The organism is Enterococcus sp. HMSC076E04, from assembly GCF_001814285.1.
GTDB classification, from domain to species: Bacteria; Bacillota; Bacilli; order Lactobacillales; family Enterococcaceae; genus Enterococcus_B; species Enterococcus_B lactis.
Genome location: NZ_KV815587.1, coordinates 191,017 through 217,034, shown reverse-complemented (window position 1 = coordinate 217,034; position 26,018 = coordinate 191,017). Strand labels below are relative to the sequence as shown.

Here is a 26,018-nt window from a genome sequence, read left to right as displayed (position 1 = left end):
TTATGGCAGAAACGATCATCGGCCAGTCCAGTAAGTGAAAACAAGTATACTTATAATAAAAAACTGTCCGCCAATTTTTTTGGTGGACAGTTTTCACTTGAAAAATAAAGAAGCAAACATTCGGAAGTTATGCTAAAATGGCAATAGAACGCGTCCTGAGGGAATCGAACCCCCGTCTCAAGAACCGGAATCTTACGTGATATCCACTACACTAAGGACGCAAGCACTGGGATAATTGTAACTAAACAGATAAAAAATTACAAGGGGATTGGACAAAAAAATGAAATTTGAGCAAAATTTTTCACAAAAACAGCAGCAGACACAGAAACTAGCCATGACGCAACAGTTGCAGCAGTCCATCCAAGTTTTACAATATAACAGTGAAGAGCTGTTGGCATTCGTTGAGAACCAAGCAATGGAAAATCCATTGGTGGAAGTTGTTGAGCCGGAATGGCAGCCAGATTACATAAAAGCTTCTTCATCTTCTTATGAAGGAGAAGAGACAAATTACCTAAATCAGATTCCTGATACAAAAGGGTCTTTATTTGATTCATTGATCGAACAAGTCCATTTGAATTATCGAGATACTTTTTTAAGGAAAATCGTTCTTTATCTTGTAGAATACATCGATTTGAACGGATTTTTGACGATTAGTTTAGAGGAAGCTGGAAAAGAGATCGGAGCGACGCCTATTCAAATGCTCGATGCATTGACACTGATCCAGCAATTAGAACCAGCTGGAGTAGGTGCACGTAGTTTGCAAGAATGTCTCATGCTTCAAACGGAACGGGATGATTATGCGCCGGAACTAGCCTACATCGTGCTAGAAGAATGTTTTGAGCAATTGGTGGAGCGAAAATGGAAAGAGATTGCGCAGCGTTTTTCTGTTGATTTACACGCTGTTCAGCAAATATTCGACTATTTGCAAACATTGAGCCCAAGTCCAGGACGAATTTTCGACCGTAGTAGCGAATTGTACATTATTCCTGATGTCCGGGTATTAGTGGACGATGGAAATGTACAAGTCATCTCAAACCGAAAAAACCAACCGAATATCCGATTCCAAGAGACCTACTTCAAGCAAATGTCACAACAAGCAGATAAAGAAACTGAAAATTATTTAAAAGAACGGAAACAGGAATTCGAATGGTTGAAGAAAACGATCCTCCAACGCGGGGATACAATTTTGCGGGTTGCTCAAGTCATTGTTTCTCGGCAAAAAGCTTTCTTTATCGACAAGGAGCGGCCCATCAAACCTCTTACGTTAAAGGAAGTTGCGACCGAGATAAATGTGCATGAATCTACGGTCAGTCGAGCAGTCAACGGGAAATATTTGGAAACAGATTTCGGTGTATTTGAGTTAAAGAAATTTTTCACTGCAAGAATCCCTACTAACGGTGCAGAACAGACAGAAGATCTTTCGGCAGATACTGCGAAGAAAAAGTTGCAGGAATTAGTTGATCAAGAAGACAAAAGCAAGCCGTTGTCGGACCAGAAATTGGTTGAATTGCTGAAAAAAGATGAGATAGCGATTTCAAGACGGACAGTAGCAAAATACCGTGATTTATTAGGAATCCCGAGTTCATCAAAAAGAAAACGTTATGATAATTAATCATCCAAAAGATCAGAAAAAGTATTTTACTTTTTCTGATCTTTTTAGTTGAAAAACGAAAGCAAAACTGTTAGACTAACAGTCGTGAGGTTGAGATTTCCCTTTATTGATGTGAAATTCGAAAAGTTAATTTCTTTTTTTTATCGTATATGGGTCGTTTTAAGTCTACATTGGACGCAAAGTGTCCAACTAAGGAGATCGCTATGCTAGATGAAATAAAAATGATTGAATCTGTTGCACCAGATATTATCGAAGTGTTGCAAGAACGCTATAAAATTTTACGAAATATCTATTGGATGCAGCCGATTGGACGTCGAAGTTTATCAGAAAGTATGGGGATAACAGAACGAGTATTGCGAACAGAAACAGACCTTTTGAAAAATCTGAATTTGATCGATACCTCAAAAAGCGGTATGACGCTGACAACTAAGGGTGAAGAAGTTTATCAAAGTCTTGAAAACTTCATGGATCAGCTTTTAGGTACGCATCAAACCGAACAACAGTTGGCAGAATATTTTGGTAATCAGCGCTGTATCGTTGTTTCAGGAAACAGCGAAGAGCAAACCAAAGTGGCTGATGCATTCGGCGAAGCGCTGAGTGAAGCCTTAGACCGACTGCTTCCGGAAGGCGAGAATATCATCGCTGTGATGGGAGGAACCACCATGGCAGTTGTAGCAGAACAGTTGTCTAATCTGGAAAATAAAAAACGGCATAACCTATTTGTCCCTGCAAGAGGCGGGATCGGTGAAGCGATAACTGTACAGGCAAATTCTGTCAGTGCAAGAATGGCTGCCAAAGCAAACGGAAACCACCGTGCACTTTATGTTCCGGAGCAATTAAGTCTGGCAACTTACAATTCTTTACTCAATGAGCCATCTATCCAAGAAGTCTTAAACTTGATTAGTGAGGCGAATTGTGTTATTCATAGTATTGGGCGTGCATTACACATGGCAGCACGTCGAAAGATGACTGAAAAAGAATTAGTCATGCTGAAACAAGCAAATGCTGTAGCGGAATCCTTTGGCTACTTTTTCAATGAAAAAGGCGAAGTTGTTTATAAGGTCCCTAGGATCGGCATAGAATTGCAAGATTTGGCGAAAGTCCCAATCATCATGGCGATAGCGGGCGGAAAATCAAAAGCCAAAGCAATTCGAGCTTATATGAAAAATGCACCAAAACAAACGTGGCTCATCACTGATGAAGCTGCTGCAAACGAGATTTTAAAAGGGGTAACCCTTTAAAATAAATATTTTTTTGATTTTCATAAGGAGGAAATCTTAAATGACAGTTAAAGTAGGTATTAATGGTTTTGGACGTATTGGACGTCTAGCATTCCGTCGTATCCAAGATGTAGATGGAATCGAAGTAGTAGCAATTAACGACTTGACAGATGCTAAAATGTTGGCACACTTGTTAAAATACGACACAACTCAAGGACGTTTCAACGGAACAGTTGAAGTTCATGAAGGTTCATTCAACGTAAACGGAAAAGAAGTTAAAGTATTAGCTAACCGCAACCCAGAAGAATTACCATGGGGCGAACTAGGCGTAGATATCGTTCTAGAATGTACTGGTTTCTTCACTTCTAAATCAGCAGCTGAAAAACATTTGACAGCTGGTGCTAAACGCGTTGTTATCTCTGCTCCTGGCGGAAACGATGTTCCAACAATCGTTTATAACACAAACCACGAAACATTAACTGGTAAAGAAACAGTTATCTCAGGTGCTTCATGTACAACTAACTGTTTAGCTCCTATGGCTAAAACATTGAACGACAAATTTGGTGTTGTTGAAGGATTAATGACAACTATCCACGCTTACACAGGTGACCAAATGACTCTAGACGGACCTCATCCTAAAGGTGACTTCCGCCGTGCACGCGCTGCTGCTGCAAACATCGTTCCTAACTCAACAGGTGCTGCTAAAGCTATCGGTTTAGTAATCCCTGAATTGAACGGTAAATTAGACGGAGCTGCTCAACGTGTTCCTGTACCAACAGGTTCATTAACAGAATTAGTAACAGTTCTTGAAAAAGAAGTAACTGTTGACGAAATCAACGCAGCAATGAAAGAAGCTTCAAACGAATCTTACGGATACAACACAGACGAAATCGTTTCTTCAGATATCGTTGGTATGACTTACGGTTCATTATTTGATGCTACACAAACTAAAGTAATGACAGTTGGCGACAAACAATTAGTTAAAACTGTTGCTTGGTACGACAACGAAATGTCATACACTGCACAATTAGTACGTACTTTAGAATACTTCGCTAACTTATAAGATAGACAAACGTACAAGTGTAAATGATAGACATGTACATTTAAAAGCGGGGAAGCAATCGCGCTTCTTCCGCTTTTTTTGATAATAAGTTTATTCAGGAGGAAATAAAATGGCTAAGAAAACAGTGAAAGATATCGATTTAAAAGACAAAAAAGTTCTTGTCCGTGTTGACTTCAATGTTCCTTTGAAAGACGGCGTGATCACTGACGACACTCGTATCAAAGCAGCATTGCCAACAATCAACTACGTTTTAGAACAAGGCGGAAAAGCAATCCTTTTCTCTCACCTTGGACGTGTAAAAACAGAAGAAGATAAAGAAGGAAAATCTTTAGCTCCAGTTGCAAAACGTCTAGGCGAATTATTAGGTAAAGAAGTAACATTCGTACCTGAAACTCGCGGAGAACAATTAGAAGAAGCAATCCGCAACATGAAAGATGGCGACGTTGTCGTATTTGAAAACACACGTTTTGAAGATGTTGATGGTAAAAAAGAAAGCAAAAACGATACAGAGCTAGGTAAATACTGGGCTTCATTAGGTGATGTATTTGTTAACGATGCTTTCGGTACAGCTCACCGTGCGCATGCTTCTAACGTAGGTATCGCTTCAACTGGTATCCCAACAGTTGCTGGATTCTTGATGGAAAAAGAAATCAAGTTCATCGGTGAAGCAGTAGAAGAACCAAAACGCCCAATGATCGCAATCCTTGGTGGCGCAAAAGTTTCTGATAAAATCGGCGTAATCGAAAACTTGATTCCTAAAGCAGACAAAATCTTGATTGGTGGCGGAATGACTTACACATTCTACGAAGCAAAAGGAATCAAGATCGGTAACTCTCTAGTAGAAGCTGACAAAGTAGAACTAGCAAAAGAATTGATCGAAAAAGCAGGCGACAAACTTGTCTTGCCAATCGACAATGTCTGTGCACCAGAATTTTCAAATGATGTAGAAACACAAGTAATCGAAGGAGACATTCCTGACGGTTTGATGGCTTTAGACATCGGCCCAGCATCAGTAAAATTATTTGCTGATACATTACAAGGTGCAAAAACAGTTGTTTGGAACGGACCTATGGGTGTATTTGAAATGAGTAACTTTGCTAAAGGTACAATCGGTGTTTGTGAAGCAATCGCTAACTTAGAAGGCGCAACAACAATCATCGGCGGCGGAGACTCAGCTGCAGCAGCAGAACAATTAGGTTTTGCTGACAAATTCACACACATCTCAACAGGTGGCGGCGCAAGCTTGGAATTGCTTGAAGGTAAAGAATTACCAGGACTAGCAGCAATCAACGATAAATAAACAGCCAAGTTTGCTCTATTCTGACGAGTGATCGATCAAAAGGTGAAGGGAGTTTTCATGACTCCCTAGCCATTTTTCAATAAATTAAGGAGTGTGTTCCTCAATGCGTAAACCTATTATCGCAGGTAACTGGAAAATGAACAAAACTGCATCCGAAGCAAAAGAATTTGCTGAAGCAGTAAAAAACAAAATCCCTTCAAATGACAAGGTTGATTCAGTCATCGGATCTCCTGCATTATTCTTACAAGAATTAATGACATCAGCTGAAGGTACAGAACTAAAAATCTCAGCACAAAACTGCTACTGGGAAAACTCAGGTGCGTTCACTGGTGAAACTTCACCAGCAGCTCTTGCTGATCTAGGTGTTCACTATGTGATCATCGGACATTCAGAACGTCGTGAATATTTCCATGAAACAGACGAAGACATCAATAAAAAAGCAAAAGCTATCTTTGCAAACGGTATGACACCAATCTTATGCTGTGGCGAATCTTTAGAAACATATGAAGCAGGCAAAACTGCTGAATGGATCGAAGGACAAATTACAGCTGGTTTAGCTGATCTTTCAGCTGAGCAAGTGTCAAACATGGTGATTGCTTATGAACCAATCTGGGCAATCGGTACTGGTAAATCAGCTGACGCACAAATCGCTGACGAAATTTGTGGTGTTGTACGTCAAACAGTTGAAAAACTTTATGGAAAAGAAGTATCAGAAGCTGTTCGTATCCAATACGGCGGTTCTGTAAAACCAGAAAATATTGCTGAATACATGGCAAAAGAAAATGTTGACGGTGCTTTAGTCGGCGGCGCAAGCTTGCAAGCAGATTCATTCTTGTCATTGTTAGACGCTGTAAAATAATTGATGAAAATTTGCGAAAAATGCAAGAAATGTTTGCACTAATGAGCAAAATTAACTAAAATCGTATATGAGGGAAATCCCTTAGGAAAAAACAAACTCAAAGGAGAGACAAAACATGTCAATTATTACTGATGTTTACGCTCGCGAGATCTTAGACTCACGTGGTAACCCAACAATCGAAGTAGAAGTATACACAGAAAGCGGAGCTTTTGGCCGCGGAATGGTTCCTTCAGGTGCTTCAACTGGTGAATACGAAGCAGTTGAATTACGTGACGGAGACAAAGCTCGTTATGGCGGTAAAGGTGTAACTAAAGCTGTCGACAACGTAAACAACATCATTGCTGAAGCAATCATTGGCTACGATGTTCGTGACCAAATGGCTATCGACAAAGCTATGATCGCTTTAGACGGAACTCCTAACAAAGGTAAATTAGGTGCGAACGCTATTTTAGGTGTTTCTATCGCTGTTGCACGTGCAGCTGCTGACTACCTAGAAGTACCTTTATACCACTACCTAGGCGGATTCAACACGAAAGTATTGCCAACACCAATGATGAACATCATCAACGGCGGATCACATGCTGATAACTCAATCGACTTCCAAGAATTCATGATCATGCCTGTTGGCGCTCCAACATTCAAAGAAGCTCTACGTATGGGTGCTGAAGTATTCCACGCATTAGCTTCAATCTTGAAAGCTCGCGGATTAGCAACTTCTGTTGGTGACGAAGGTGGATTTGCTCCAAACCTTGGTTCAAACGAAGAAGGTTTCGAAGTAATCATCGAAGCAATCGAAAAAGCTGGCTATGTACCTGGTAAAGACGTTGTTCTTGCTATGGATGCTGCTTCTTCAGAATTCTACGACAAAGAAAAAGGCGTTTACGTACTAGCTGACTCAGGCGAAGGCGAAAAAACAACTGACGAAATGATCAAATTCTACGAAGAATTAGTTTCTAAATATCCAATCATCTCAATCGAAGACGGATTAGACGAAAACGACTGGGACGGATTCAAGAAATTAACTGACGTATTAGGCGACAAAGTTCAATTAGTTGGTGACGACTTGTTCGTAACAAACACTCAAAAATTATCTGAAGGTATCGAAAAAGGAATTGCTAACTCAATCCTTATCAAAGTGAACCAAATCGGTACATTAACAGAAACTTTCGAAGCTATCGAAATGGCTAAAGAAGCTGGCTACACAGCAGTTGTATCTCACCGTTCTGGTGAAACAGAAGATTCAACAATCTCTGATATCGCTGTTGCAACAAACGCTGGTCAAATCAAAACAGGTTCTCTATCACGTACTGACCGTATTGCTAAATACAATCAATTACTACGTATCGAAGACCAACTTGGTGAAGTTGCAGAATACAAAGGTTTGAAATCTTTCTACAACTTGAAAAACAAATAATTCTTTTCTAATGAAGATACATGATCGACCGATTGAAAGATAGACGAGCATGATCACTTAGTTAAGTAATCAGACTCTCTACCTGCTGATTTCAGCAAGTAGAGAGTTTTTTTGTTGTGAAAATCATTTGATGAATAAATCTCTTTTTTAAGAACAGAAAAATCGGGAGAGTACATAAATTATTATAATACAACTGTTTATTTATATATATCATATAAACCCTATTATATAAATATCCGTATTTATTAAAAATAACTCATAATTTTATTTTTGTAACTGGCTTCTGTATATAATATTTACAAATATCGATACGAGACAATCGTATCGAAAAAAGTCAGTTATCAAGAGATAACATCGTATAGGACCTTTTAAGGATAGAACAATAAGAGAGGAGGAAGCAGTCTTCGTTTCATTCATATCCTTTTACGCTCGGATAGGATGATTCTCTTCAAAAAGGGGTTGGCAATCTTCCTCTTTCGATAAAAATCATTTGAACAGGGAGACAGAAAAATGAAAAAATTTAGATAATTACAATGATAAAAATTATAAATATGGGATAACTACAAATATTTTTGGGATGGATCCGACTTACTGTTCTAAAATCGTCTGGCAAGCTTATTGGTATGCTTCGGCTGCCGTGCAAGTAGGAGGGATGTATCAGCCGCTTATTGCTTTGCCATACGATCTTCCTGATTATTTTGATGAAAGAGCGATCCATATCTTAACATGGGAGAATTGATGATGAGAAGGAGGATTTCTAAAAAAAGAAATTACTGTTCTAAGATTTTTATTTCGATAGGTTTACTGTTAGGGGGTACATGGCTCTATCAATTTCCAATCAAGAAACATATAGCTACACGAGCACTGTATCAATTATTAGAGGAGGAATACCAATTAACCGATTATGATATTTTTATTTCAAGAGTGGTGAAAGATACGAAAAGTGGTAGAGGCGGTGTCAGTATTTTTTTCATGGTAAGGAATAGTGTGTATGTGTATGAATATGACTACTCTCTTGAAGAAAATAATTGGCTACGTGGTTATTACGTAAGTAGGAGTAGCTATAGATCATGTGATACTCTTATTTTCAACGATGAGGAATAAAATGATTTGACTATAGAAGAACAGTTCAACGAAGTAGCTTCTCTTGTTTTTTTACTTGGTTGGATTTACTAGCGTAGAGGCAAGAATTGGAAAGCCATTTACTTGGAAAAGGGGAATGTGACGCTGCTTTTGTCACGCCCTTTTTTCTGTGGCCTCTCTTATTTGTAAATCTAGGTGCACTCCAATACAATAAAAGAAACAGCAAAGGAGAAGATTAGATGAAAAAAGAAGAAAAAATTGCGATTTTACAAGAGATCATCCGAATAAAATCAGTGAATGGGAACGAAGGCGAAGTAGCAGCTTATTTGAATAAGATTTTGGAAAAACATGGCATAATAGGTGAAATCGTTTCTTACAGTAATGGTAGAGATAATCTGATTGCTCAATTCCAAAAAGGGCAATCAGGAAAAGTGTTAGGCCTATCTGGTCATATGGATGTCGTGGCGGCGGGGAATGAATCGTCTTGGACCTATGCGCCCTTTGCAGCAGAAATCCATGGGAATCGTTTGTATGGACGTGGTGCTACAGATATGAAGAGTGGCTTGGCGGCGATGGTGATTGCCATGATCGAGCTCAAAGAGTCAGGAAAACCATTTAACGGAACAGTCAAATTATTAGCCACTGTCGGAGAAGAAGTGGGTGAATTAGGTGGGGAACAGCTCACGAAAGCAGGCTATGTGGATGACTTAGATGCCTTGATCATCGGAGAGCCAACTAATTACAGTTTGATGTACACACACATGGGATCAATCAACTATACGGTCATCTCGCACGGAAAAGAAGCGCATAGCTCTATGCCAGACCAAGGCTATAATGCGATCAATCATCTAAATGAATTCATTACGAAAGCAAATGCTGAAATGAATTACCTCGCTGAAACAATCGAGAATCCCGTCTTAGGAAAAACAATCCATAATGTCACGTTGATCAGCGGCGGCAATCAAGTAAACAGCATTCCGAGCCACGCGCAGCTTCAAGGGAATATCCGATCGATTCCTGAATATCCAAATGATAAAATCATTACATTACTGCAATCAATCGTCAAGGAATTGAATCAAGAGACAGACTACCATTTGGAATTGACGATCGATTACAACAAAATACCTGTCAAAGCTGATCCAGATTCTCCTTTGATTCATTGCATTCAGCAACAATTCAGTCAGCCATTACCTTTAGTTGGAGCGGCAGCAACCACAGATGCAGCCGAATTTACAAAAGCTGACCACTCCTTCGATTTTGTCGTCTTTGGGCCTGGTGTCGTTACTTTGCCTCATCAAGTAGATGAGTATGTCGAGCTCGATAATTATTTAGATATGATCGAAAAATATCAAGCCATTATTTTATCTTACTTAGCGTAAGTTTTTTTAATCGATGAAAAATAGAGCCAGATGAGCAACTTTTTGCTCATTTGGCTCTGTTTGTTCATCCTATTTTTCTCTTGGAATATATCAAGCGCTGCGGCAACATAGTGATGACTAATGTAACAACGACGATAGATAGCAGACGGTCAAGGTAGTCTGTGCCCGCCTGTACCAAGATCACACTGATGGTTTGATCGAAACCTAACCCATGTAACAATTGGACGATCATGCTAGATCCTGAGGAAGTGATTCCGCCAAATAACTGAACGGTAATGATCGAAGAGACAATCGTTCCAGGTACAGACAAAATCAAAGCGAGTAATAAGAGTTTCAAACGTTTTTTATCTTTGTTGAGATACCTTGGTAAAATCAATCCAGCCAACAAACCTGTGAGGATTTGGATCGGTGAATAATACAGTGAAAAAATATCTGTAGTCACCCCGCTTAATACCCCACTGGATAGTCCTGTCAACATTCCTGGTATGGGACCAAGTAACGCGCCAGCAAAAATCGTTCCAATAGAGTCTAGATAGATTGGCAAACGAAGCCATAAAGCAATCGTTCCTCCAACATAATTGATCCCAATACACAAAGCCATCATTGTAAGTACGCGAGTTGCCATCTTGTTTTTATTCATTTTGTCAGCCCATCTTTAACCTTTCCAAATCTTTCATAATCGTTTCTTCTTGTGCATTTAAAAGAACGGTTAAAAACTTTTGGAAAAAAAGAAGAGTATCTACTTTTGTCATAATTTTACTGTTAGCAGGTTTCTGCCAAAATTCATAACGGTCAACCAATGTTTGTCCACGACTTAGTCCTTCAGTTTCTACAGCAGTGAAGCTTTTAAAGCCTTCACAGATGGACTCATCGATAAAATAAGCAACAGCTAACGGATCATTGATGACACACCCCAAGATTCTTTCTTGTTTCCAGTGAAAGTCAAAATAAAAACGAGTGATCGTTTTTAGATACTCTCCCACTTCAGGATTCATTTGGCAGCAATATTCAAGGATAGTCGGTGTCAAGACGATTTCTCTTGTCACATCTAACCCAACCATTTCTATCGGTTGTTTGAGCTTCTCGAATACATAAGAAGCTGCTTCAGGATCACACCAGTAATTGTATTCAGCAACTGGTGAACAGTTACCATGGCTTTTGTAAGTTCCGCCCATTGAGACAAAACGATCCATATGTTTTCCAACAGATGGGTTGTTTTTCAAAGCAGAAGCGATATTGGTCAAAGGACCCAAAGCAATGACTGATGTATCTGTTTTTTCTTTGAAATAATCAGCCAGAAAATCAACTGCATGGAGCGATTCTGCCTGTTTTGCTAAGACCATCGGGAAATTTGTGTCCCCTAATCCATCCAACCCATGAGTGTCTTGCGCACTAATGAAAGGTTGCTTCAAAGGTTTTTCCATTCCTTGATAAACAGGAATATCTAAACGATCACAGCGTTCCAAACATTTCAGCACATTCTGCGTACCGATATCTACAGGGACATTCCCGCAAACAACGGTAATAGCAACTACTTCGATATCAGGGGATTTGACAGCTAGTGATAAAGCTAAAGTGTCGTCGATCCCTGGATCGCAATCAATAATTACTTTTCGCATTATTTCCAATCTCCTTTCTTTAGAGATACTTAGTTTTTTATTCTGGGAAGTTTCCGAACCAGTCCAAGACGAGCGTCTTGTTTATAATGCACGAAATTAGTATACTGGCTTTTATTGTGAATGTAAATGCTCTCTTACAAGTAAATCTATTGAGAAGAACTTTAAGTAAATGATACAATGAAAAGGAAATGGAATTTACGTGTGCCGAAGAAAAAGAATCCTATTGATCGGTATATTGTATAATAAATAGATTATAGTTTGGCAGAAAGCGGCGGGTGTACGATGGTTATTTTTTATTTCATTCTTATTCTGATAATTATAGGAATCAGTTACCATTTTCTTTCTTATTTTTATGCAAAGAAATTAGTAAGAGCGGGAGTTCAGAGAGGCTATGACTGGTATGAAGACACTGGGCACCGCTTGATGGATCCTGCTGCAGTCACGTCAGTAGAAAAAAAGCGACAAAAATTAGAAGAAGAGTGTGAAAGCTTCTGGGAACAAGGAATACCGAAAACGATCAAAAGCTATGACGGGTTGAAACTAGCTGGACAGATGTTCATCCAACCAACTCAGCAGAATAAATGGGTCATTTGTGTACATGATTATCGAAGTACAGGGAAAAGAGATATGTCTCATATAGGTAAAAGATATGCAGAGAAAGGATTCAACGTTCTTATACCCGATTTACGTGCGCATGGAGAAAGTGAAGGAGAAATCATCGGAATGGGATGGCTAGACCGGCTAGATTTAATTGCATGGATCCAACTCATCTTAGATGAACAACCAGATGCATCCATTATTTTGCACGGGGGTTCAATGGGCGCTTCTACAATTATGATGGCAAGTGGTGAAAAGCTTCCATCTGCAGTCAAAGGATTTATCTTAGACAGCGGATATGTTTCTGTTTATGCGGAATTTCGGTACATGTTAAGTAAAATCACGGTCTTTCCTAAAAAAATGATCATGAGATATGCGAATCACTATGCTCAGAAATACGCAGGTTATTCTTTAAAGCAAGCATCAGCTACAAGACAGCTTGGTAGTAACCATTTGCCTTTGTTAGTCATCCATGGTGAAAGAGATCATTTTGTTCCTACAGAAGCAGCATACACGATTCAAAACGCTACGGCAGGGGATAAAGCATTACTGCTTGTTCCAGAAGCAGAACATTTGGAAGCATCGATGAAAGATCCGAAGACCTATTGGACAGTGATTTTTTCATTTATTGAACAAAGAATAACGATGGATTGATTTCCTCTTCCTTTTTGTAAGCAATCCGAGGATAAATAATTGTTTATAGACCAGGAGACTGTTAAAATAAGGTAGGAATAAAAAAATATCAGTTATTTGAGGAGTGCGGCATATGGAAATCAAAGAGGAAAAAAATCGTCTTGCTTTATTCAATGATGAGCAACAAGAAATCGGAGAAATGACATGGTCGGATGCGGGGCCAGACATCATGATCATTGACCATACATTTGTCGATCCAGCATATCGTGGTCAAAAATTAGCTGAAAAGCTAGTGTATACTGGAGTAGAACTAGCAAGACGTGAAGGGAAAAAGATCATCCCTTTATGCCCTTACGCAAAAAAAGAGTTTGAGAAGAAACCAGAATATCATGACGTCTTACGCCAATCATAATAATAACAGCTGAAAGTTTTGCACTTTCAGCTGTTTTTCCATTTATATAGAGTTGTCACGGAGTTTTATCTATGATAAAGTTAAAGAGACGATATCTTTTGGGAAGGAGGCTGCTATATGTATAATTTAATTTTGGGAATCGTGATCGTTTTATCAATTGTTATGGTCATTGCGATTATGATGCAGCCAAGCAAGCAAAATAGTGCAGCGAGTGCATTTACCGGCGGTGCGGATCAACTATTCGGCAAACAAAAAGCTCGCGGCTTTGAAGCTGTCATGCAGCGATCAACTGCAGTCATGGGAGCTGTCTGGATGATCTTATTATTTGTCCTAGCATTTTTATCTTCGAAGTAGTCGAATAAGCCTCTCGCACAACGGCGGGCGGCTTTTTTTATTGCAAAGAGAACGCTTAAGAAGAAGTTATGAAAGAAACTATGGTAAAATGAGGCGAAAGAGGTGAAACGAGTGAAACAATTACCAAAACCCCTTTATGCAAAACATGGAAAACGAGCAGTTTTGCTGCTTCATGCGTATTCAGGAAGTCCAAATGATGTCCGGATGCTCGCACGGTTTTTAGAAAAAGCAGATTATACAGTCTATGCGCCGCTATTTAAAGGACATGGAACGATGGAGCCATATGATATCTTGCAAGAAAAAGCAGAAATCTGGTGGGCAGATACTAAAAAAGCCATCCATTTTTTACAGTCTGAACAGTTTTCTGATATTGCCGTATTGGGACTATCGATGGGTGGCATCTTTGCTGTACGGGCACTAGAAGAAGAATCAGTAATTGGCGGCGGTTTTTTCTGTTCGCCCCTGTCTCCTGTAAAAACAAACGTGCCTGAAAATTTTGAAAAATATGTACGTCAAGTGCTGAAGATAGCAGGCAAATCTGAAAAAGAAATCAATGAAAAAGCAGTGTCTTATCGCTCGTTAGCTGAACATCAATTAATGGATATACAAGACCAAGCAGCAATCGCAGAAAGTAGACTATCAGATATCCAACAGCCGATATTTTTAGCTCAAGCTGGGAAAGATGAAATGATTGACCCAAATGGTGTATTTGAAACGGCACGCAAATTGAGCCGCCAACGGGTGACACTTCAATGGTATCCTGAAAGCGGTCATGTGATTACAGTTGGCACAGCAAGACGCGAATTAGAAAAAGACGTGTTGGAATTTTTAGAAAAATTACCTTGGAATGAGGAATAAATATGACAAAAGAAACAATAAAAGAGAAAATTCTCTTTTTCATGGAAAGCAGTCGCAAACATAGTTTTTCTATGGAAGAAATCGCTGAAGGTCTAGGCTTTCAAAAAAGCGATGATTTTAAATTACTAGTACAAACGATTGCTCAAATGGAAAGAGAACAGAGTATCGTTTTCAATAAAAAAGGAAAAGTGAAACTTCCTTTAAAACCAATCTTGGTCGAAGGGACATTTCGGGCAAATGAACGAGGATTTGGATTTGTAACGATTGATCCCGAAGAAGATGATATCTATATCCCAAAAGAAGCGACTGGCTTTGCAATGGATGGGGATACCGTAGCAATTGATATCATGAAGCGAGCAAATACAGATATGGATCGCGGAGCAGAGGGAAAAGTAGTGGAGATTCGAGACCGAGCGACTACTCAGTTAGCCGGAGAATTTGTTGCTTATTCAGACGAAGAGATACAGGAAACGGATCTTTATGGTGTGGTCATCCCGAAAGATAGAAAGCTTAACCAATTCAAAGTGTATGCAGCGGCAGAGGGAGTTCGTCCAGTTGACGGAAGTATTGTACTGATCGAACTGACCCATTACCCTGAAAAAGGGTATGCGACTAGTTTAGAAGGGATAATCAAGCAAGTGATTGGTCATAAGAATGACCCTGGCATGGATATCCTCTCGATTGTCGTGGCTAACGGTATTCCTACAAAATTTCCTGATGATGTGTTGTCTGAGGCAGATGAAGTTCCAGACCAGATCAGCGAAACGGATATTGTTGGACGCAGAGATTTAAGAAATCAGCTCATTGTTACAATTGATGGAGAAGATGCAAAAGATCTAGATGATGCAGTAACGGTAAAAAAATTAGAAAATGGTAATTATTTTCTTGGAGTACACATTGCAGATGTATCTTACTATGTGACGCAAGGCAGTCAACTGGACAGAGAAGCATACGAAAGAGGAACAAGTGTCTATTTGACCGATCGAGTGATTCCGATGATCCCACAACGTTTATCCAATGGTATCTGTTCATTGAATCCCCATGTTCCACGACTCACCATGAGTTGTGAAATGGAGATCGATCCAAATGGACAAGTTGTCTCACATGAGATTTTTCCAAGTGTGATCCAAACAACAGAACGGATGACCTACACAGCTGTCAATCAAATCTTAGAAGATCAAGATGAAGAAACGATGCAACGCTATGCTCAGCTCGTGCCTATGTTCCAAGAAATGGGTGAATTGCATCGAATCCTTGAAACGATGCGAATCAAACGTGGAGCGATTTCTTTTGAGGATCGTGAAGCGAAGATCCTTGTTGATGCTGAAGGACATCCAAATGACATCCAGCTAAGAAGCAGAGGGATAGGTGAACGCTTGATCGAATCCTTTATGCTTGCCGCCAACGAAACAGTAGCTGAACATTATAATAAATTAAATCTTCCGTTTATTTATCGAATCCATGAACAGCCAAAAGAAGAAAAAATGCAGCGCTTCTTTGATTTTGCTTCAGCTTTGGGCATTCTGGTACGAGGAACGAAAGGAACGATTACACCAAAAGATTTACAGCATGTGATCGAAGGAGTAGAAGATAAACCAGAAGCAGCAGTTATCAATACTATGTTGCTAAGAAGTATGCAACAAGCACGCTATTCAGAAGATAATTTTGGACATTATGGCTTAGCAGCAGATTACTACACACATTTTACATCTCCTATTCGACGATATCCCGATCTGATCGTCCATCGGCTGATCCGTTCCTATAGCCAAGATAAAAGTGAAAGCATTCAAAGTTTATGGGCTGAGGAACTTCCTGAAATCGCAGATCATAGTTCTAAGATGGAGCGTCGCGCAGTAGAAACAGAACGTGAAGTAGATGCGATGAAGAAAGCAGAATTCATGATGGACAAAGTGGGAGAAGAATTCGACGGGATCATCAGCTCTGTTGTGAAATTCGGACTGTTTATCGAACTGCCGAATACAGTAGAAGGATTGATCCATATCAATGAATTGAAACAAGACTACTTCCATTTTATTGAAAATCATTTAGCACTTGTTGGTGAAAGAACCGGTCTGACTTTTAAAATCGGACAAAAAGTGCGCGTAAAAGTAGTCAAAGCTGATCCAGATGAACGAGCAGTGGATTTTGAACTCGTTTCCGCAGAAGAGGTCACTGCGTTGGAACGTCCAAAATCACGCAATGGAAAATCTGGAAAACGAGAAGGAAAACAAGCAGGCAAACGCTCAGAAAAAAATGGCAAGAAGAACAAACGATATAGTGATAGTAAGCAAACGTTCGGTAAGAAAAAAGGGAAAAAGCCATTTTACAAAGGTGTCAAAAAGAAGAAAAAGAAAAAATAAAATGAGTTGGAGGAAACAGCTATGCCAAAAGGCGAGGGAAAACTAATTGCACAAAATAAGAAAGCTCGCCATGATTATTCGATCATCGACACGATGGAAGCAGGGATGGTCTTGCAAGGAACGGAGATCAAGTCGATACGAAACAGCCGGATCAATCTGAAAGATGGATTTATTCGCGTCCGCAACGGGGAAGCTTTCTTGCATAATGTTCATATCAGTCCTTATGAACAAGGAAATATTTTTAATCATGATCCGTTGCGCACGAGAAAATTATTATTGCACAAGAAACAAATCGTTCGTCTTGAAAACGAATTGAAAAACACGGGAATCACTGTTGTTCCTTTAAAAGTCTATATTCGTAACGGCTATGCCAAGGTATTGATTGGTCTGGCAAAAGGGAAAAAATCGTATGATAAACGGGAAGATTTGAAACGAAAAGATATCGATCGACAAATTGATCGAACATTAAAAAATTTCTCTAGATAATTTCATTATCCTTTTTCGCATATTCGGTGCTTTTGCTTTTACTTAATGATAAAATTTGTTAGCATTTAATCTGATAAAACATGATTATCACAGGTTTTTTCTTAGATCAGGAGCACCGTGCATGGGGAAAAATTCGCTTCGTTTTTGACTGAAATAAAAAAGTGTCTAATTTTCATGAAAATGTTTTGAATTTTCTGTTTCATGGTGGTATGATACCGTGTGGTTAGAAACCGATTGGAAAAAACCAGATACGCACATTAATTGATTTTATGTGAATTTCGGGGAAAAGAGGTGAAATGGATTGGATGAACGCTCGCTAACGTTCCACATTGGACCAATTTGGTTTGATGGTACAGTTTGTATAATGGTGTTACTGACCTGTTTGATTGTTTTCTTCTTAGCTTACTTTTTTACAAGAAATCTTAAGTTGAAACCAACAGGCAAACAAAATGCGATAGAATGGGTCATTGATTTTAGTCGAGGAATCGTAACAGATAATCTGCCTAGAAAAGAATTGAGCAATTTCCATTTGTTGGCATTTACATTGTTTTTATTTGTTTTTGTTGCAAACAACATCGGTTTAGTAACAAAAATCGTCTTACCTAACGAAACAACACTTTGGAAAAGCCCGACAGCAGACCCGTTTGTTACTTTAACTCTGGCATTTATAATGATCTTACTTACTCACTTATTCGGGGTGAAAAAGTTAGGCTTCAAAGGATATTTCGTAAATTCGTTCTTGAAACCCTATAGTTTTATGTTTCCGATGAAACTGATTGAAGAATTTACAAACTTATTAACACTTGCTTTACGTCTTTATGGGAATATATATGCGGGGGAAGTTTTGCTAACCTTGATTGCAAAAATGATGACAAGCTTAGGCTGGTTCTCATTACCATTAGCAATTCCATTAGAGATGGTCTGGATCGCGTTCTCCTTGTTTATTGGGAGCATCCAAGCATTTGTCTTTGTTACTTTGTCAATGGTTTATATGAGCCATAAGATTGAAGTAGAAGAATAATACTCGGTTAAAAAACAAACTACTATTTATCTATTTTAGGAGGAAAACAATTATGAATTATATCGCAGCAGCAATCGCAATCATGGGAGCAGCAATCGGAGCCGGTTATGGTAACGGTCAAGTTATCTCTAAAACAATCGAATCAATGGCTCGCCAACCTGAAATGTCTGGTCAATTCCGTACAACAATGTTTATCGGGGTAGCTCTAGTTGAAGCTGTTCCTATCTTAGGGGTAGTTATCGCCTTGATTCTAGTTTTTGCTGTTTAATTGAATCAGTATTAAGGCAGAAACAACATCGTTTGTTACTGCTTTTTTACATGGAAACTAGAAATACTCCAAAGAAAGGAAGGCTCGCCTATGCTGAATCAATTGGCAATTGCAGAAGTTGGCAATGCGATGTTAGGTAATATCATCGTTGTCAGCGGCTCATTTTTGATACTACTGGCTCTCTTGAAGCACTTTGCTTGGGGACCAATCAGCGATATTTTGAAAAAACGTGAAGACAAGATCGCCAATGATTTAGATTCTGCAGAACAATCTCGCATCAACTCAGCGAAAATGGAACAAGAACGCGAACAACAATTGTTAGCCTCTCGTTCTGATGCAGCTGATATCATCAAAAATGCGAAAGAAAGTGGAGAATTAAGCCGCCAAAATATTTTGAAGGATGCTCAAGAAGAAGCAGCTCGTCTAAAAAGCAAAGCCCAAGCTGATATCACTGTAGAACGTGATTCAGCGCTAAACTCTGTAAAAGACGACGTTGCAGAACTCTCTCTTCAAATCGCGGAAAAAATCTTGAACAAAGAATTATCTCCAGAAATGCATGAATCATTAATCAATCAATACATTGAAGGTCTAGGTTCTTCAAATGAAACTAGATAAATATACAGTAGGAAGACGTTACGGGAAAGCTTTATTTGAACTGGCGATCGATTCAAATCAAGCAGAAGAAATCTATCAAGATCTCGTAAGTTTACGTCAAATCTATGAACAAGTACCTGGATTAGGAAATATGTTAAGTGATGTTCGTCTAGAACCTCATGAAAAACGAGAAATCATGGACAAGCTTGTCAGCGGTTATGATGGGATCGTTAAAAACTTTTTAGAAGTTGTTTATGAGTATAACCGAATGGATGACCTTTTGTTCATGATCGAAGAATATGAACGTCGATATGATGAACATCAAGGGTTACTATTGGGAAGTGTCACAACAGCAGTCCCACTTTCAGACGAACAACGAATACAATTAGAAAAGAATGTTGCAAAAACAATGGACTATCAATCAGTTGAATTAAAACAAATCGTTGATTCTTCTATTATTGGTGGCGCGATTGTTGAAGCCAACCATCGAGTAATCGACGGAAGCATTCGCACGCAATTAGAAAAAATGCGTAATCAATTAAATAGATAGTACAAAGAGGTAGGTGAATCGAATGGCCATCAAAGCAGAAGAAATTAGTGCCTTGATTAAAGAACAAATTGAAAATTATCAAAACGTGCTTTCAGTCGAAGAAATCGGTACCGTAACTTATGTAGGTGACGGGATCGCTCGTGCACATGGTTTAGAAAACGCGATGAGTGGTGAGTTGCTTGAATTTTCAAACGGCTCATACGGAATGGCGCAAAACTTAGAGTCAAATGATGTAGGTATCATTATCCTTGGCGATTTCGAGTCCATTCGTGAAGGAGATAAAGTAAAACGAACAGGTAAGATCATGGAAGTTCCAGTTGGAGAGGCCTTGATTGGTCGGGTAGTCAATCCGCTAGGTCAACCAATCGACGGACTAGGTGAAATCGTTACTGACAAAGCTCGTCCAGTAGAAGCGATGGCACCAGGCGTTATGCAACGTAAATCTGTTAACGAACCAATGCAAACAGGGCTAAAAGCGATCGACGCCCTTGTGCCAATCGGACGCGGACAACGTGAATTAGTCATCGGTGACCGTAAAACAGGGAAAACTTCTATTGCGATCGATACGATCATCAACCAAAAAGGCCAAGATATGATCTGTATCTATGTAGCAATCGGACAAAAAGATTCTACAGTTCGTACACAAGTTGAAACATTGAAAAAATATGGCGCAATGGATTACACAATCGTTGTGAATGCCGGTGCGTCTCAACCAGCACCATTGCTTTATATCGCACCATATGCTGGTACTGCAATGGGTGAAGAATTCATGTACAATGGTAAACATGTATTGATCATTTTTGATGATCTTTCAAAACAAGCTGTTGCTTATCGTGAACTTTCCTTGCTACTTCGCCGTCCACCAGGTCGTGAAGCTTATCCTGGGGATGTTTTCTACTTGCACTCACGTTTATTAGAACGTGCAGCAAAATTAAGTGATGATCTAGGCGGCGGTTCAATGACTGCTTTGCCATTTGTTGAAACGCAAGCTGGAGATATCTCTGCTTATATCCCAACAAACGTTATTTCAATCACTGACGGACAAATCTTCTTAGAAAGCGACTTGTTCTACGCAGGTACTCGTCCAGCGGTTGATGCCGGACTATCTGTCTCTCGTGTAGGGGGTTCTGCGCAAATCAAAGCAATGAAAAAAGTTGCTGGGACTTTACGTCTAGACTTAGCAAGTTATCGTGAATTAGAAGCATTTACACAATTCGGTTCTGATTTGGATGCGGCAACACAAGCAAAACTAAATCGTGGACGCCGTACAGTAGAAATCTTGAAACAAAAACTGCATGCACCGCTAGCTGTTGAAAAACAAGTAGTGATTTTGTATGCCTTGACACATGGATTCTTGGACAGTATCCCTGTAGACAGTATTTTAGACTTCGAACATGAATTATTCGAATATCTGGATACCAATCATTCAGATATTTTTGAAACAATCCGTACAACAAAAGATCTTCCAGAAGAAGAAACGTTGAACAGTGCGATTCAGGAATATAAAGACATGTTCTTAGCTACAAAAGGAAATAATTCCTCTACAGAAGATAAATTGAAATCCATTCAAAATGCATAGTGAGGTGAGATGAATGGGTGCTTCATTAAATGAAATCAAGACACGTATCGCTTCAACAAAAAAAACGAGCCAAATCACGCGGGCAATGCAGATGGTGTCTGCTTCTAAGTTGACAAAATCTGAAGCTTCTTCACAGAAGTTTCAGGTTTATGCAACAAAAGTAAGAGAAATCGTTACGCATTTGACTGCTACTCAGTTAAATGATATTGCCTCAGAAAATCCTAGAGGGGATATCAATTACAACAGCATGTTGCTCAGCCGTCCTGTGAAGAAAACCGGTTATATCGTCATCACTGCAGATGGCGGTCTGGTCGGTGGATATAACAGTTCGATATTGAAACAAACGATGTCTATTTTAGAAGAAGACCACCAATCACCCGATGATTACGTGATGATCGCAATTGGCGGAACTGGTGCAGACTTCTTTAAAGCACGCGGTATCAACCTAGCATATGAGCTGCGCAATTTATCTGATCAGCCAAGCTTTGATGAAGTCCGCAAAATCGTAAATATGGCAACAACTATGTACCAAAACGAAGTATTCGATGAATTATACGTATGTTATAACCATCATATCAATTCGCTAACTAGTCAGTTTCGTGTAGAAAAAATGCTGCCAATCTCAGACTTAGATCCAGAAGAAGCAACGACTTTCGAACAAGAATATATTTTTGAACCTTCAAAAGAAGAAATCTTGTCTCAGTTATTGCCTCAGTATGCTGAAAGTTTGATCTACGGTGCGATCGTTGACGCCAAAACAGCAGAACATGCTGCTGGTATGACAGCAATGAAAACAGCAACTGATAATGCTGCTAATATCATTGATGAGCTGACGGTTTCTTACAACCGTGCAAGACAAGGGGCTATTACCCAAGAAATTACCGAAATTGTTGCCGGAGCTTCGGCACTAGAATAGTATTGAGATTGGAGGAAAAAAGATGAGTTCAGGCAAGATTGTTCAAGTAATCGGTCCCGTTGTCGACGTGGAATTTTCTTTAGACCAATCCTTACCAGATATCAACAACGCATTAGTTGTTTATAAAAATGACGAAAATAAATCAAAAGTTGTTCTTGAAGCAGCATTAGAATTAGGGGACGGAGTGATCCGAACCATTGCAATGGAATCAACAGATGGTTTACAAAGAGGAATGGAAGTCATTGATACAGGCAAAGCAATCTCTGTTCCTGTAGGTAAAGAAACATTAGGTCGCGTATTCAACGTACTAGGAGATACGATCGATTTAGAAACACCTTTCCCAGAAGATGCGGAAAGAAGCGAAATTCATAAAAAAGCACCAGCCTTTGACGAATTAAGTACAAGTACAGAAATTTTGGAAACAGGGATCAAAGTTATCGACTTGCTTGCCCCATATTTAAAAGGTGGGAAAGTTGGACTATTTGGTGGTGCCGGTGTTGGTAAAACCGTACTGATCCAAGAACTAATCCATAATATCGCCCAAGAACACGGTGGTATTTCTGTATTTACCGGTGTTGGTGAACGTACTCGTGAAGGTAATGACTTGTATTATGAAATGAAAGATTCAGGAGTTATCGAAAAGACAGCCATGGTGTTCGGTCAAATGAACGAACCACCAGGTGCACGTATGCGTGTTGCGTTAACTGGTTTGACGATTGCAGAATATTTCCGTGATGTAGAAGGCCAAGATGTACTGTTGTTCATCGACAATATTTTCCGTTTCACTCAAGCTGGATCTGAAGTATCAGCCTTGTTAGGACGGATGCCTTCTGCGGTTGGTTATCAACCAACATTGGCAACAGAAATGGGTCAATTGCAAGAACGTATCACATCTACGAAAAAAGGTTCGATTACATCGATCCAAGCCATCTATGTGCCAGCCGATGACTACACTGACCCGGCGCCGGCAACAGCATTCGCCCATTTGGATGCGACAACCAACTTGGAACGTAAATTAACAGAACAAGGGATTTATCCAGCGGTAGATCCATTGGCTTCTTCTTCAAGTGCTTTAGCACCTGAAATCGTGGGAGAAGAACACTATAAAGTAGCAACAGAAGTCCAACACGTATTGCAACGATATCGCGAATTACAAGATATTATTGCTATCTTAGGTATGGATGAATTATCCGATCAGGAAAAAGTGTTAGTTTCTCGTGCCCGCAGAGTCCAATTCTTCTTGTCACAAAACTTTAACGTGGCTGAACAATTTACTGGTCTTCCAGGTTCTTATGTTCCTGTAGAAGAAACAGTGAAAGGATTCCGCGAAATCTTGGAAGGCAAATACGATGATCTTCCTGAAGAAGCTTTCCGAAGTGTTGGCCGAATCGAAGACGTCGTAGAAAAAGCGAAAACACTAGGCTACTAGAAAGGGGTGCCCCATGGATCAATATTTAACAGTAAATGTGGTAACTCCTGCCGGTTTGGTCTATGATCACCATGCAGCTATCGTCGTCGCACGTACGACAGCTGGTGAGCTTGGGATTTTGCCTAAACATGCACCGATCATCGTTCCTTTGACGATTGATGAAGTTCGTGTAAAACGGACAGATTCAGATACCCATGTCGATTGGATTGCTGTGAATGGCGGAATCATGGAAGTGCGTGATAATGTTGTTTCAATCGTTGCTGATAGTGCGGAACGTGAACGGGATATCGATGTATCTCGTGCGGAACGTGCAAAACAACGTGCAGAACGCCAGATCGAAGAAGCAAAAGCAAAACAAGATACGAACGAATTGAAGCGGGCAACTGTTGCGTTGCATCGAGCAATCAATCGTATTAAAGTATCTAAGCACTCATAAAATGAGAAGCGGATGTTTATCCGTGTATCAGAGGTCGTGAGCCTGCCATTCAGCTCCGAGGTCACAAGGAACAAATTAAAAAAAACAGGTTCTCATGTTTGATGAATATTGTGGCTTGTGACCGAGGAGTTGGCAGGAGAACACCGTTTATTTAGAATAAAGGACTGAGACAAGACTTTTGTCTCAGTCTCTTTTTTTGCATATTTTTTCCCTTATTTCCTAAAAATGTAAGGGTATTCCTCTATTTTTAAGTATACTTGTTTTTCCTTTTATACATTTTATGGTATTATCATTTTATTAGTTATTATAAAAACAACTGTTAGAAAGGACGTCATTATGCAAGTATACGGAATTGATGCGATACTTCGAATCGTGAGTCATTTGGCGTTTATCTACTTAGCCTTCTGGTCTTTACGTTCGTTACGCATTGAGACTTTTTTTAGACCAATGCATAATACGCAAATTAGAATGGCAATCGTACTTTTTTCAATTTTTTTAGGGTACACTGCAAGTAATTTTTTCTTAGAAGTTATCGCTTTATGCCGAAATCTTTTCGTTAGCCTGTAAATTTTAAAAAAAGGTACTATTTTAAAAGCAAGGGTGTTATAATAGAAAAGATTTTGAGTAAGTGTATGCTCATTGGAATTTTTTGGAGGGAACAACAACATGGAAGAGATCATCGTAAGAGGTGGCAATCAATTAAATGGAACAGTAAGAATTGAAGGAGCTAAAAATGCTGTATTGCCTATTTTAGCTGCCAGTTTGTTAGCAGAAGAAGGTATTACGACATTAGACAACGTTCCGATTCTTTCTGATGTCTTCACTATGAATCAAGTGATTCGTTACTTAAATGTAGATGTAGATTTTGATGAACAAAAGAATCAAGTAACAATCGACGCTTCAAGACAATTAGAGATCGAAGCGCCTTATGAATATGTTAGTCAAATGCGTGCTTCAATCGTTGTGATGGGACCGCTACTTGCTAGAAATGGACATGCAAAAGTGGCTATGCCTGGTGGATGTGCGATTGGTAAACGCCCAATCGATTTACATTTAAAAGGATTTCAAGCTTTAGGAGCAAAAATTATTCAAAAAAACGGCTATATTGAAGCAATTGCAGATGAATTGATCGGTAACACGATTTATTTAGATTTTCCTAGTGTAGGTGCTACTCAAAATATCATGATGGCTGCCGTAAAAGCAAAAGGAACAACCATCATTGAAAACGTAGCTCGCGAACCAGAAATCGTTGATTTAGCAAATATTTTAAATAAAATGGGTGCTCATGTCTATGGAGCGGGTACTGAAACAATGCGTATCGAAGGCGTTGATCATTTACATGCAGTCAACCATTCAATCGTACAAGATCGTATCGAAGCTGGTACCTTTATGGTCGCTGCTGCAATGACAGAAGGCAATGTACTGATTGCTGATGCTATCTCTGAACATAACCGCCCATTGATTTCTAAATTGATCGAAATGGGTGCAGAAATCATTGAAGAAGAAGGCGGAATCCGTGTCATCGGACCAAAACATATCTTACCTACAGATGTAAAAACGATGCCTCATCCTGGTTTCCCTACAGATATGCAAGCTCAAATGACAGCCATCCAATTAGTGGCAGAAGGTACAAGCGTAGTAACTGAAACAGTTTTTGAAAATCGGTTCCAACATTTAGAAGAAATGCGCCGTATGAACGCCCACGTCAAAATCGATGGAAATGTAGCAATCATGGATGGAAACCATGAATTGCAAGGTGCGGAAGTGTATGCAACAGACTTGCGTGCAGCAGCAGCATTAGTTTTAGCTGGCTTGAAAGCAAATGGAATCACACGTGTCCGTAACTTGAATTATCTAGATCGTGGCTATTATAACTTCCATATCAAACTACAAAAATTAGGTGCAGATGTTGAACGTGTAGACATGGATCAAACTCCTGCTGAAAAAACAGCACAAACGATTGCATAAGGAAGTGG

27 protein-coding genes, 1 tRNA gene and 1 riboswitch are annotated in these 26,018 nt (G+C 39.4%); of the genes, 25 read left to right on the top strand and 3 right to left on the bottom strand.

The features are described 5' to 3' along the window. Nucleotides 1-149: 149 nt before the first annotated feature. Nucleotides 150-221 (bottom strand) — tRNA-Arg (locus HMPREF2961_RS06265). Nucleotides 222-280: 59 nt separating this feature from the next. Between HMPREF2961_RS06265 and rpoN the strand changes: the two genes are divergently transcribed. From rpoN to HMPREF2961_RS06225, 9 genes are all read left to right on the top strand, one after another. Then, nucleotides 281-1,612 carry an RNA polymerase factor sigma-54 gene (gene rpoN / locus HMPREF2961_RS06260; RefSeq protein WP_002346069.1) on the top strand — a complete coding sequence of 444 codons (1,332 nt, stop codon included), beginning with the start codon at nt 281-283 and terminating at the stop codon, nt 1,610-1,612. A 149-nt stretch (nt 1,613-1,761) separates the two neighbouring features. Further along, nucleotides 1,762-2,853 (top strand): sugar-binding transcriptional regulator, encoded by a 1,092-nt coding sequence (locus HMPREF2961_RS06255; protein WP_002316430.1) that lies wholly within the window; start codon nt 1,762-1,764, stop codon nt 2,851-2,853. A gap of 40 nt (nt 2,854-2,893) precedes the next feature. Beyond that, nucleotides 2,894-3,895 (top strand): type I glyceraldehyde-3-phosphate dehydrogenase, encoded by a 1,002-nt coding sequence (gap, locus tag HMPREF2961_RS06250; protein WP_002292818.1) that lies wholly within the window; start codon nt 2,894-2,896, stop codon nt 3,893-3,895. Nucleotides 3,896-4,004: 109 nt separating this feature from the next. Then, nucleotides 4,005-5,195 (top strand): phosphoglycerate kinase, encoded by a 1,191-nt coding sequence (pgk, locus tag HMPREF2961_RS06245; RefSeq protein WP_002292817.1) that lies wholly within the window; start codon nt 4,005-4,007, stop codon nt 5,193-5,195. Nucleotides 5,196-5,298: 103 nt separating this feature from the next. Beyond that, nucleotides 5,299-6,054: a triose-phosphate isomerase gene (gene tpiA / locus HMPREF2961_RS06240; RefSeq protein WP_002292815.1), complete on the top strand. Its 756-nt coding sequence runs from the start codon at nt 5,299-5,301 to the stop codon at nt 6,052-6,054. A gap of 115 nt (nt 6,055-6,169) precedes the next feature. After that, complete coding sequence (gene eno, locus HMPREF2961_RS06235; protein WP_002292812.1) at nt 6,170-7,468, top strand: phosphopyruvate hydratase; 1,299 nt, start codon at nt 6,170-6,172, stop codon at nt 7,466-7,468. Between the two features lie 577 nt (nt 7,469-8,045). Next, a complete protein-coding gene (locus HMPREF2961_RS15385) occupies nt 8,046-8,207 on the top strand; it encodes a hypothetical protein (RefSeq protein WP_002292811.1) in 162 nt (53 codons plus the stop codon). Beyond that, nucleotides 8,195-8,572, top strand: a complete 378-nt coding sequence (locus tag HMPREF2961_RS06230; protein WP_002308566.1) for a hypothetical protein — start codon at nt 8,195-8,197, stop codon at nt 8,570-8,572. The genes HMPREF2961_RS15385 and HMPREF2961_RS06230 overlap by 13 nt, the downstream gene beginning before the upstream one ends. 218 nt (nt 8,573-8,790) lie before the next feature. Beyond that, nucleotides 8,791-9,930: an ArgE/DapE family deacylase gene (locus tag HMPREF2961_RS06225; RefSeq protein ID WP_002313485.1), complete on the top strand. Its 1,140-nt coding sequence runs from the start codon at nt 8,791-8,793 to the stop codon at nt 9,928-9,930. Between the two features lie 64 nt (nt 9,931-9,994). Here HMPREF2961_RS06225 and HMPREF2961_RS06220 read toward each other — a convergent pair whose 3' ends face one another. Further along, a complete protein-coding gene (locus HMPREF2961_RS06220; RefSeq protein ID WP_002342841.1) occupies nt 9,995-10,570 on the bottom strand; it encodes an ECF transporter S component in 576 nt (191 codons plus the stop codon). A 4-nt stretch (nt 10,571-10,574) separates the two neighbouring features. After that, nucleotides 10,575-11,549, bottom strand: a complete 975-nt coding sequence (locus tag HMPREF2961_RS06215) for a nucleoside hydrolase (RefSeq protein WP_070704333.1) — start codon at nt 11,547-11,549, stop codon at nt 10,575-10,577. A 23-nt stretch (nt 11,550-11,572) separates the two neighbouring features. Beyond that, a riboswitch (PreQ1 riboswitch) is annotated at nt 11,573-11,617 on the bottom strand. Between the two features lie 214 nt (nt 11,618-11,831). Between HMPREF2961_RS06215 and HMPREF2961_RS06210 the strand changes: the two genes are divergently transcribed. The 16 genes from HMPREF2961_RS06210 (at nt 11,832) to murA (ending at nt 26,010) form a co-directional block, all read left to right on the top strand. After that, nucleotides 11,832-12,800 (top strand): alpha/beta hydrolase, encoded by a 969-nt coding sequence (locus tag HMPREF2961_RS06210; protein WP_002292805.1) that lies wholly within the window; start codon nt 11,832-11,834, stop codon nt 12,798-12,800. A gap of 112 nt (nt 12,801-12,912) precedes the next feature. Beyond that, nucleotides 12,913-13,191, top strand: coding sequence for a GNAT family N-acetyltransferase (locus HMPREF2961_RS06205; protein ID WP_002300467.1), 279 nt, complete (start codon nt 12,913-12,915; stop codon nt 13,189-13,191). A gap of 117 nt (nt 13,192-13,308) precedes the next feature. Beyond that, on the top strand, nt 13,309-13,545 hold the full coding sequence (gene secG / locus HMPREF2961_RS06200; RefSeq protein WP_002292802.1) for a preprotein translocase subunit SecG: 237 nt from the start codon (nt 13,309-13,311) through the stop codon (nt 13,543-13,545). A gap of 102 nt (nt 13,546-13,647) precedes the next feature. After that, on the top strand, nt 13,648-14,403 hold the full coding sequence (locus HMPREF2961_RS06195) for an alpha/beta hydrolase (protein ID WP_002308573.1): 756 nt from the start codon (nt 13,648-13,650) through the stop codon (nt 14,401-14,403). Between the two features lie 2 nt (nt 14,404-14,405). After that, nucleotides 14,406-16,763, top strand: coding sequence for a ribonuclease R (gene rnr, locus HMPREF2961_RS06190; protein WP_002342838.1), 2,358 nt, complete (start codon nt 14,406-14,408; stop codon nt 16,761-16,763). A gap of 21 nt (nt 16,764-16,784) precedes the next feature. After that, the gene (smpB, locus tag HMPREF2961_RS15170) at nt 16,785-17,249 is read left to right on the top strand and encodes an SsrA-binding protein SmpB (protein ID WP_002292799.1); all 465 of its coding nucleotides are present in this window, start codon (nt 16,785-16,787) and stop codon (nt 17,247-17,249) included. Between the two features lie 301 nt (nt 17,250-17,550). Then, complete coding sequence (gene atpB / locus HMPREF2961_RS06180; protein ID WP_002300474.1) at nt 17,551-18,270, top strand: F0F1 ATP synthase subunit A; 720 nt, start codon at nt 17,551-17,553, stop codon at nt 18,268-18,270. Nucleotides 18,271-18,322: 52 nt separating this feature from the next. Next, nucleotides 18,323-18,538: an ATP synthase F0 subunit C gene (atpE, locus tag HMPREF2961_RS06175; protein WP_002292797.1), complete on the top strand. Its 216-nt coding sequence runs from the start codon at nt 18,323-18,325 to the stop codon at nt 18,536-18,538. 90 nt (nt 18,539-18,628) lie between these two features. After that, the gene (gene atpF / locus HMPREF2961_RS06170) at nt 18,629-19,153 is read left to right on the top strand and encodes a F0F1 ATP synthase subunit B (RefSeq protein WP_002292796.1); all 525 of its coding nucleotides are present in this window, start codon (nt 18,629-18,631) and stop codon (nt 19,151-19,153) included. Further along, nucleotides 19,140-19,682 (top strand): F0F1 ATP synthase subunit delta, encoded by a 543-nt coding sequence (locus HMPREF2961_RS06165; RefSeq protein WP_002292794.1) that lies wholly within the window; start codon nt 19,140-19,142, stop codon nt 19,680-19,682. The genes atpF and HMPREF2961_RS06165 overlap by 14 nt, the downstream gene beginning before the upstream one ends. A 22-nt stretch (nt 19,683-19,704) precedes the next feature. Then, nucleotides 19,705-21,261: a F0F1 ATP synthase subunit alpha gene (gene atpA, locus HMPREF2961_RS06160; protein ID WP_002292793.1), complete on the top strand. Its 1,557-nt coding sequence runs from the start codon at nt 19,705-19,707 to the stop codon at nt 21,259-21,261. Nucleotides 21,262-21,274: 13 nt separating this feature from the next. Further along, complete coding sequence (locus HMPREF2961_RS06155) at nt 21,275-22,177, top strand: F0F1 ATP synthase subunit gamma (RefSeq protein ID WP_002292792.1); 903 nt, start codon at nt 21,275-21,277, stop codon at nt 22,175-22,177. A gap of 22 nt (nt 22,178-22,199) precedes the next feature. Next, nucleotides 22,200-23,606, top strand: coding sequence for a F0F1 ATP synthase subunit beta (gene atpD / locus HMPREF2961_RS06150; RefSeq protein WP_002289006.1), 1,407 nt, complete (start codon nt 22,200-22,202; stop codon nt 23,604-23,606). 13 nt (nt 23,607-23,619) lie between these two features. Next, nucleotides 23,620-24,042 (top strand): F0F1 ATP synthase subunit epsilon, encoded by a 423-nt coding sequence (locus HMPREF2961_RS06145; protein ID WP_002289005.1) that lies wholly within the window; start codon nt 23,620-23,622, stop codon nt 24,040-24,042. 336 nt (nt 24,043-24,378) lie between these two features. Next, nucleotides 24,379-24,609, top strand: a complete 231-nt coding sequence (locus HMPREF2961_RS14605) for a DUF1146 family protein (RefSeq protein ID WP_002300479.1) — start codon at nt 24,379-24,381, stop codon at nt 24,607-24,609. Between the two features lie 99 nt (nt 24,610-24,708). After that, nucleotides 24,709-26,010, top strand: a complete 1,302-nt coding sequence (gene murA / locus HMPREF2961_RS06135) for a UDP-N-acetylglucosamine 1-carboxyvinyltransferase (RefSeq protein ID WP_070704330.1) — start codon at nt 24,709-24,711, stop codon at nt 26,008-26,010. Nucleotides 26,011-26,018 lie beyond the last annotated feature (8 nt).

Excerpts from the sequence above, each read along its gene's own strand:
- HMPREF2961_RS06205 (WP_002300467.1), top strand. The coding sequence starts at position 12,913 with ATGGAAATCAAAGAGGAAAAAAATCGTCTTGCTTTATTCAATGATGAG.
- HMPREF2961_RS06155 (WP_002292792.1), top strand. The coding sequence starts at position 21,275 with ATGGGTGCTTCATTAAATGAAATCAAGACACGTATCGCTTCAACAAAA.
- HMPREF2961_RS06225 (WP_002313485.1), top strand. The coding sequence starts at position 8,791 with ATGAAAAAAGAAGAAAAAATTGCGATTTTACAAGAGATCATCCGAATA.
- tpiA (WP_002292815.1), top strand. The coding sequence starts at position 5,299 with ATGCGTAAACCTATTATCGCAGGTAACTGGAAAATGAACAAAACTGCA.
- HMPREF2961_RS15385 (WP_002292811.1), top strand. The coding sequence starts at position 8,046 with ATGGATCCGACTTACTGTTCTAAAATCGTCTGGCAAGCTTATTGGTAT.
- HMPREF2961_RS14605 (WP_002300479.1), top strand. The coding sequence starts at position 24,379 with ATGCAAGTATACGGAATTGATGCGATACTTCGAATCGTGAGTCATTTG.
- secG (WP_002292802.1), top strand. The coding sequence starts at position 13,309 with ATGTATAATTTAATTTTGGGAATCGTGATCGTTTTATCAATTGTTATG.
- HMPREF2961_RS06145 (WP_002289005.1), top strand. The coding sequence starts at position 23,620 with ATGGATCAATATTTAACAGTAAATGTGGTAACTCCTGCCGGTTTGGTC.
- HMPREF2961_RS06210 (WP_002292805.1), top strand. The coding sequence starts at position 11,832 with ATGGTTATTTTTTATTTCATTCTTATTCTGATAATTATAGGAATCAGT.
- murA (WP_070704330.1), top strand. The coding sequence starts at position 24,709 with ATGGAAGAGATCATCGTAAGAGGTGGCAATCAATTAAATGGAACAGTA.
- atpE (WP_002292797.1), top strand. The coding sequence starts at position 18,323 with ATGAATTATATCGCAGCAGCAATCGCAATCATGGGAGCAGCAATCGGA.
- gap (WP_002292818.1), top strand. The coding sequence starts at position 2,894 with ATGACAGTTAAAGTAGGTATTAATGGTTTTGGACGTATTGGACGTCTA.
- rpoN (WP_002346069.1), top strand. The coding sequence starts at position 281 with ATGAAATTTGAGCAAAATTTTTCACAAAAACAGCAGCAGACACAGAAA.
- atpF (WP_002292796.1), top strand. The coding sequence starts at position 18,629 with ATGCTGAATCAATTGGCAATTGCAGAAGTTGGCAATGCGATGTTAGGT.
- smpB (WP_002292799.1), top strand. The coding sequence starts at position 16,785 with ATGCCAAAAGGCGAGGGAAAACTAATTGCACAAAATAAGAAAGCTCGC.
- HMPREF2961_RS06165 (WP_002292794.1), top strand. The coding sequence starts at position 19,140 with ATGAAACTAGATAAATATACAGTAGGAAGACGTTACGGGAAAGCTTTA.
- HMPREF2961_RS06215 (WP_070704333.1), bottom strand. The coding sequence starts at position 11,549 with ATGCGAAAAGTAATTATTGATTGCGATCCAGGGATCGACGACACTTTA.
- atpA (WP_002292793.1), top strand. The coding sequence starts at position 19,705 with ATGGCCATCAAAGCAGAAGAAATTAGTGCCTTGATTAAAGAACAAATT.
- HMPREF2961_RS06255 (WP_002316430.1), top strand. The coding sequence starts at position 1,762 with ATGGGTCGTTTTAAGTCTACATTGGACGCAAAGTGTCCAACTAAGGAG.
- rnr (WP_002342838.1), top strand. The coding sequence starts at position 14,406 with ATGACAAAAGAAACAATAAAAGAGAAAATTCTCTTTTTCATGGAAAGC.
- pgk (WP_002292817.1), top strand. The coding sequence starts at position 4,005 with ATGGCTAAGAAAACAGTGAAAGATATCGATTTAAAAGACAAAAAAGTT.
- eno (WP_002292812.1), top strand. The coding sequence starts at position 6,170 with ATGTCAATTATTACTGATGTTTACGCTCGCGAGATCTTAGACTCACGT.
- HMPREF2961_RS06220 (WP_002342841.1), bottom strand. The coding sequence starts at position 10,570 with ATGAATAAAAACAAGATGGCAACTCGCGTACTTACAATGATGGCTTTG.
- atpD (WP_002289006.1), top strand. The coding sequence starts at position 22,200 with ATGAGTTCAGGCAAGATTGTTCAAGTAATCGGTCCCGTTGTCGACGTG.
- HMPREF2961_RS06230 (WP_002308566.1), top strand. The coding sequence starts at position 8,195 with ATGGGAGAATTGATGATGAGAAGGAGGATTTCTAAAAAAAGAAATTAC.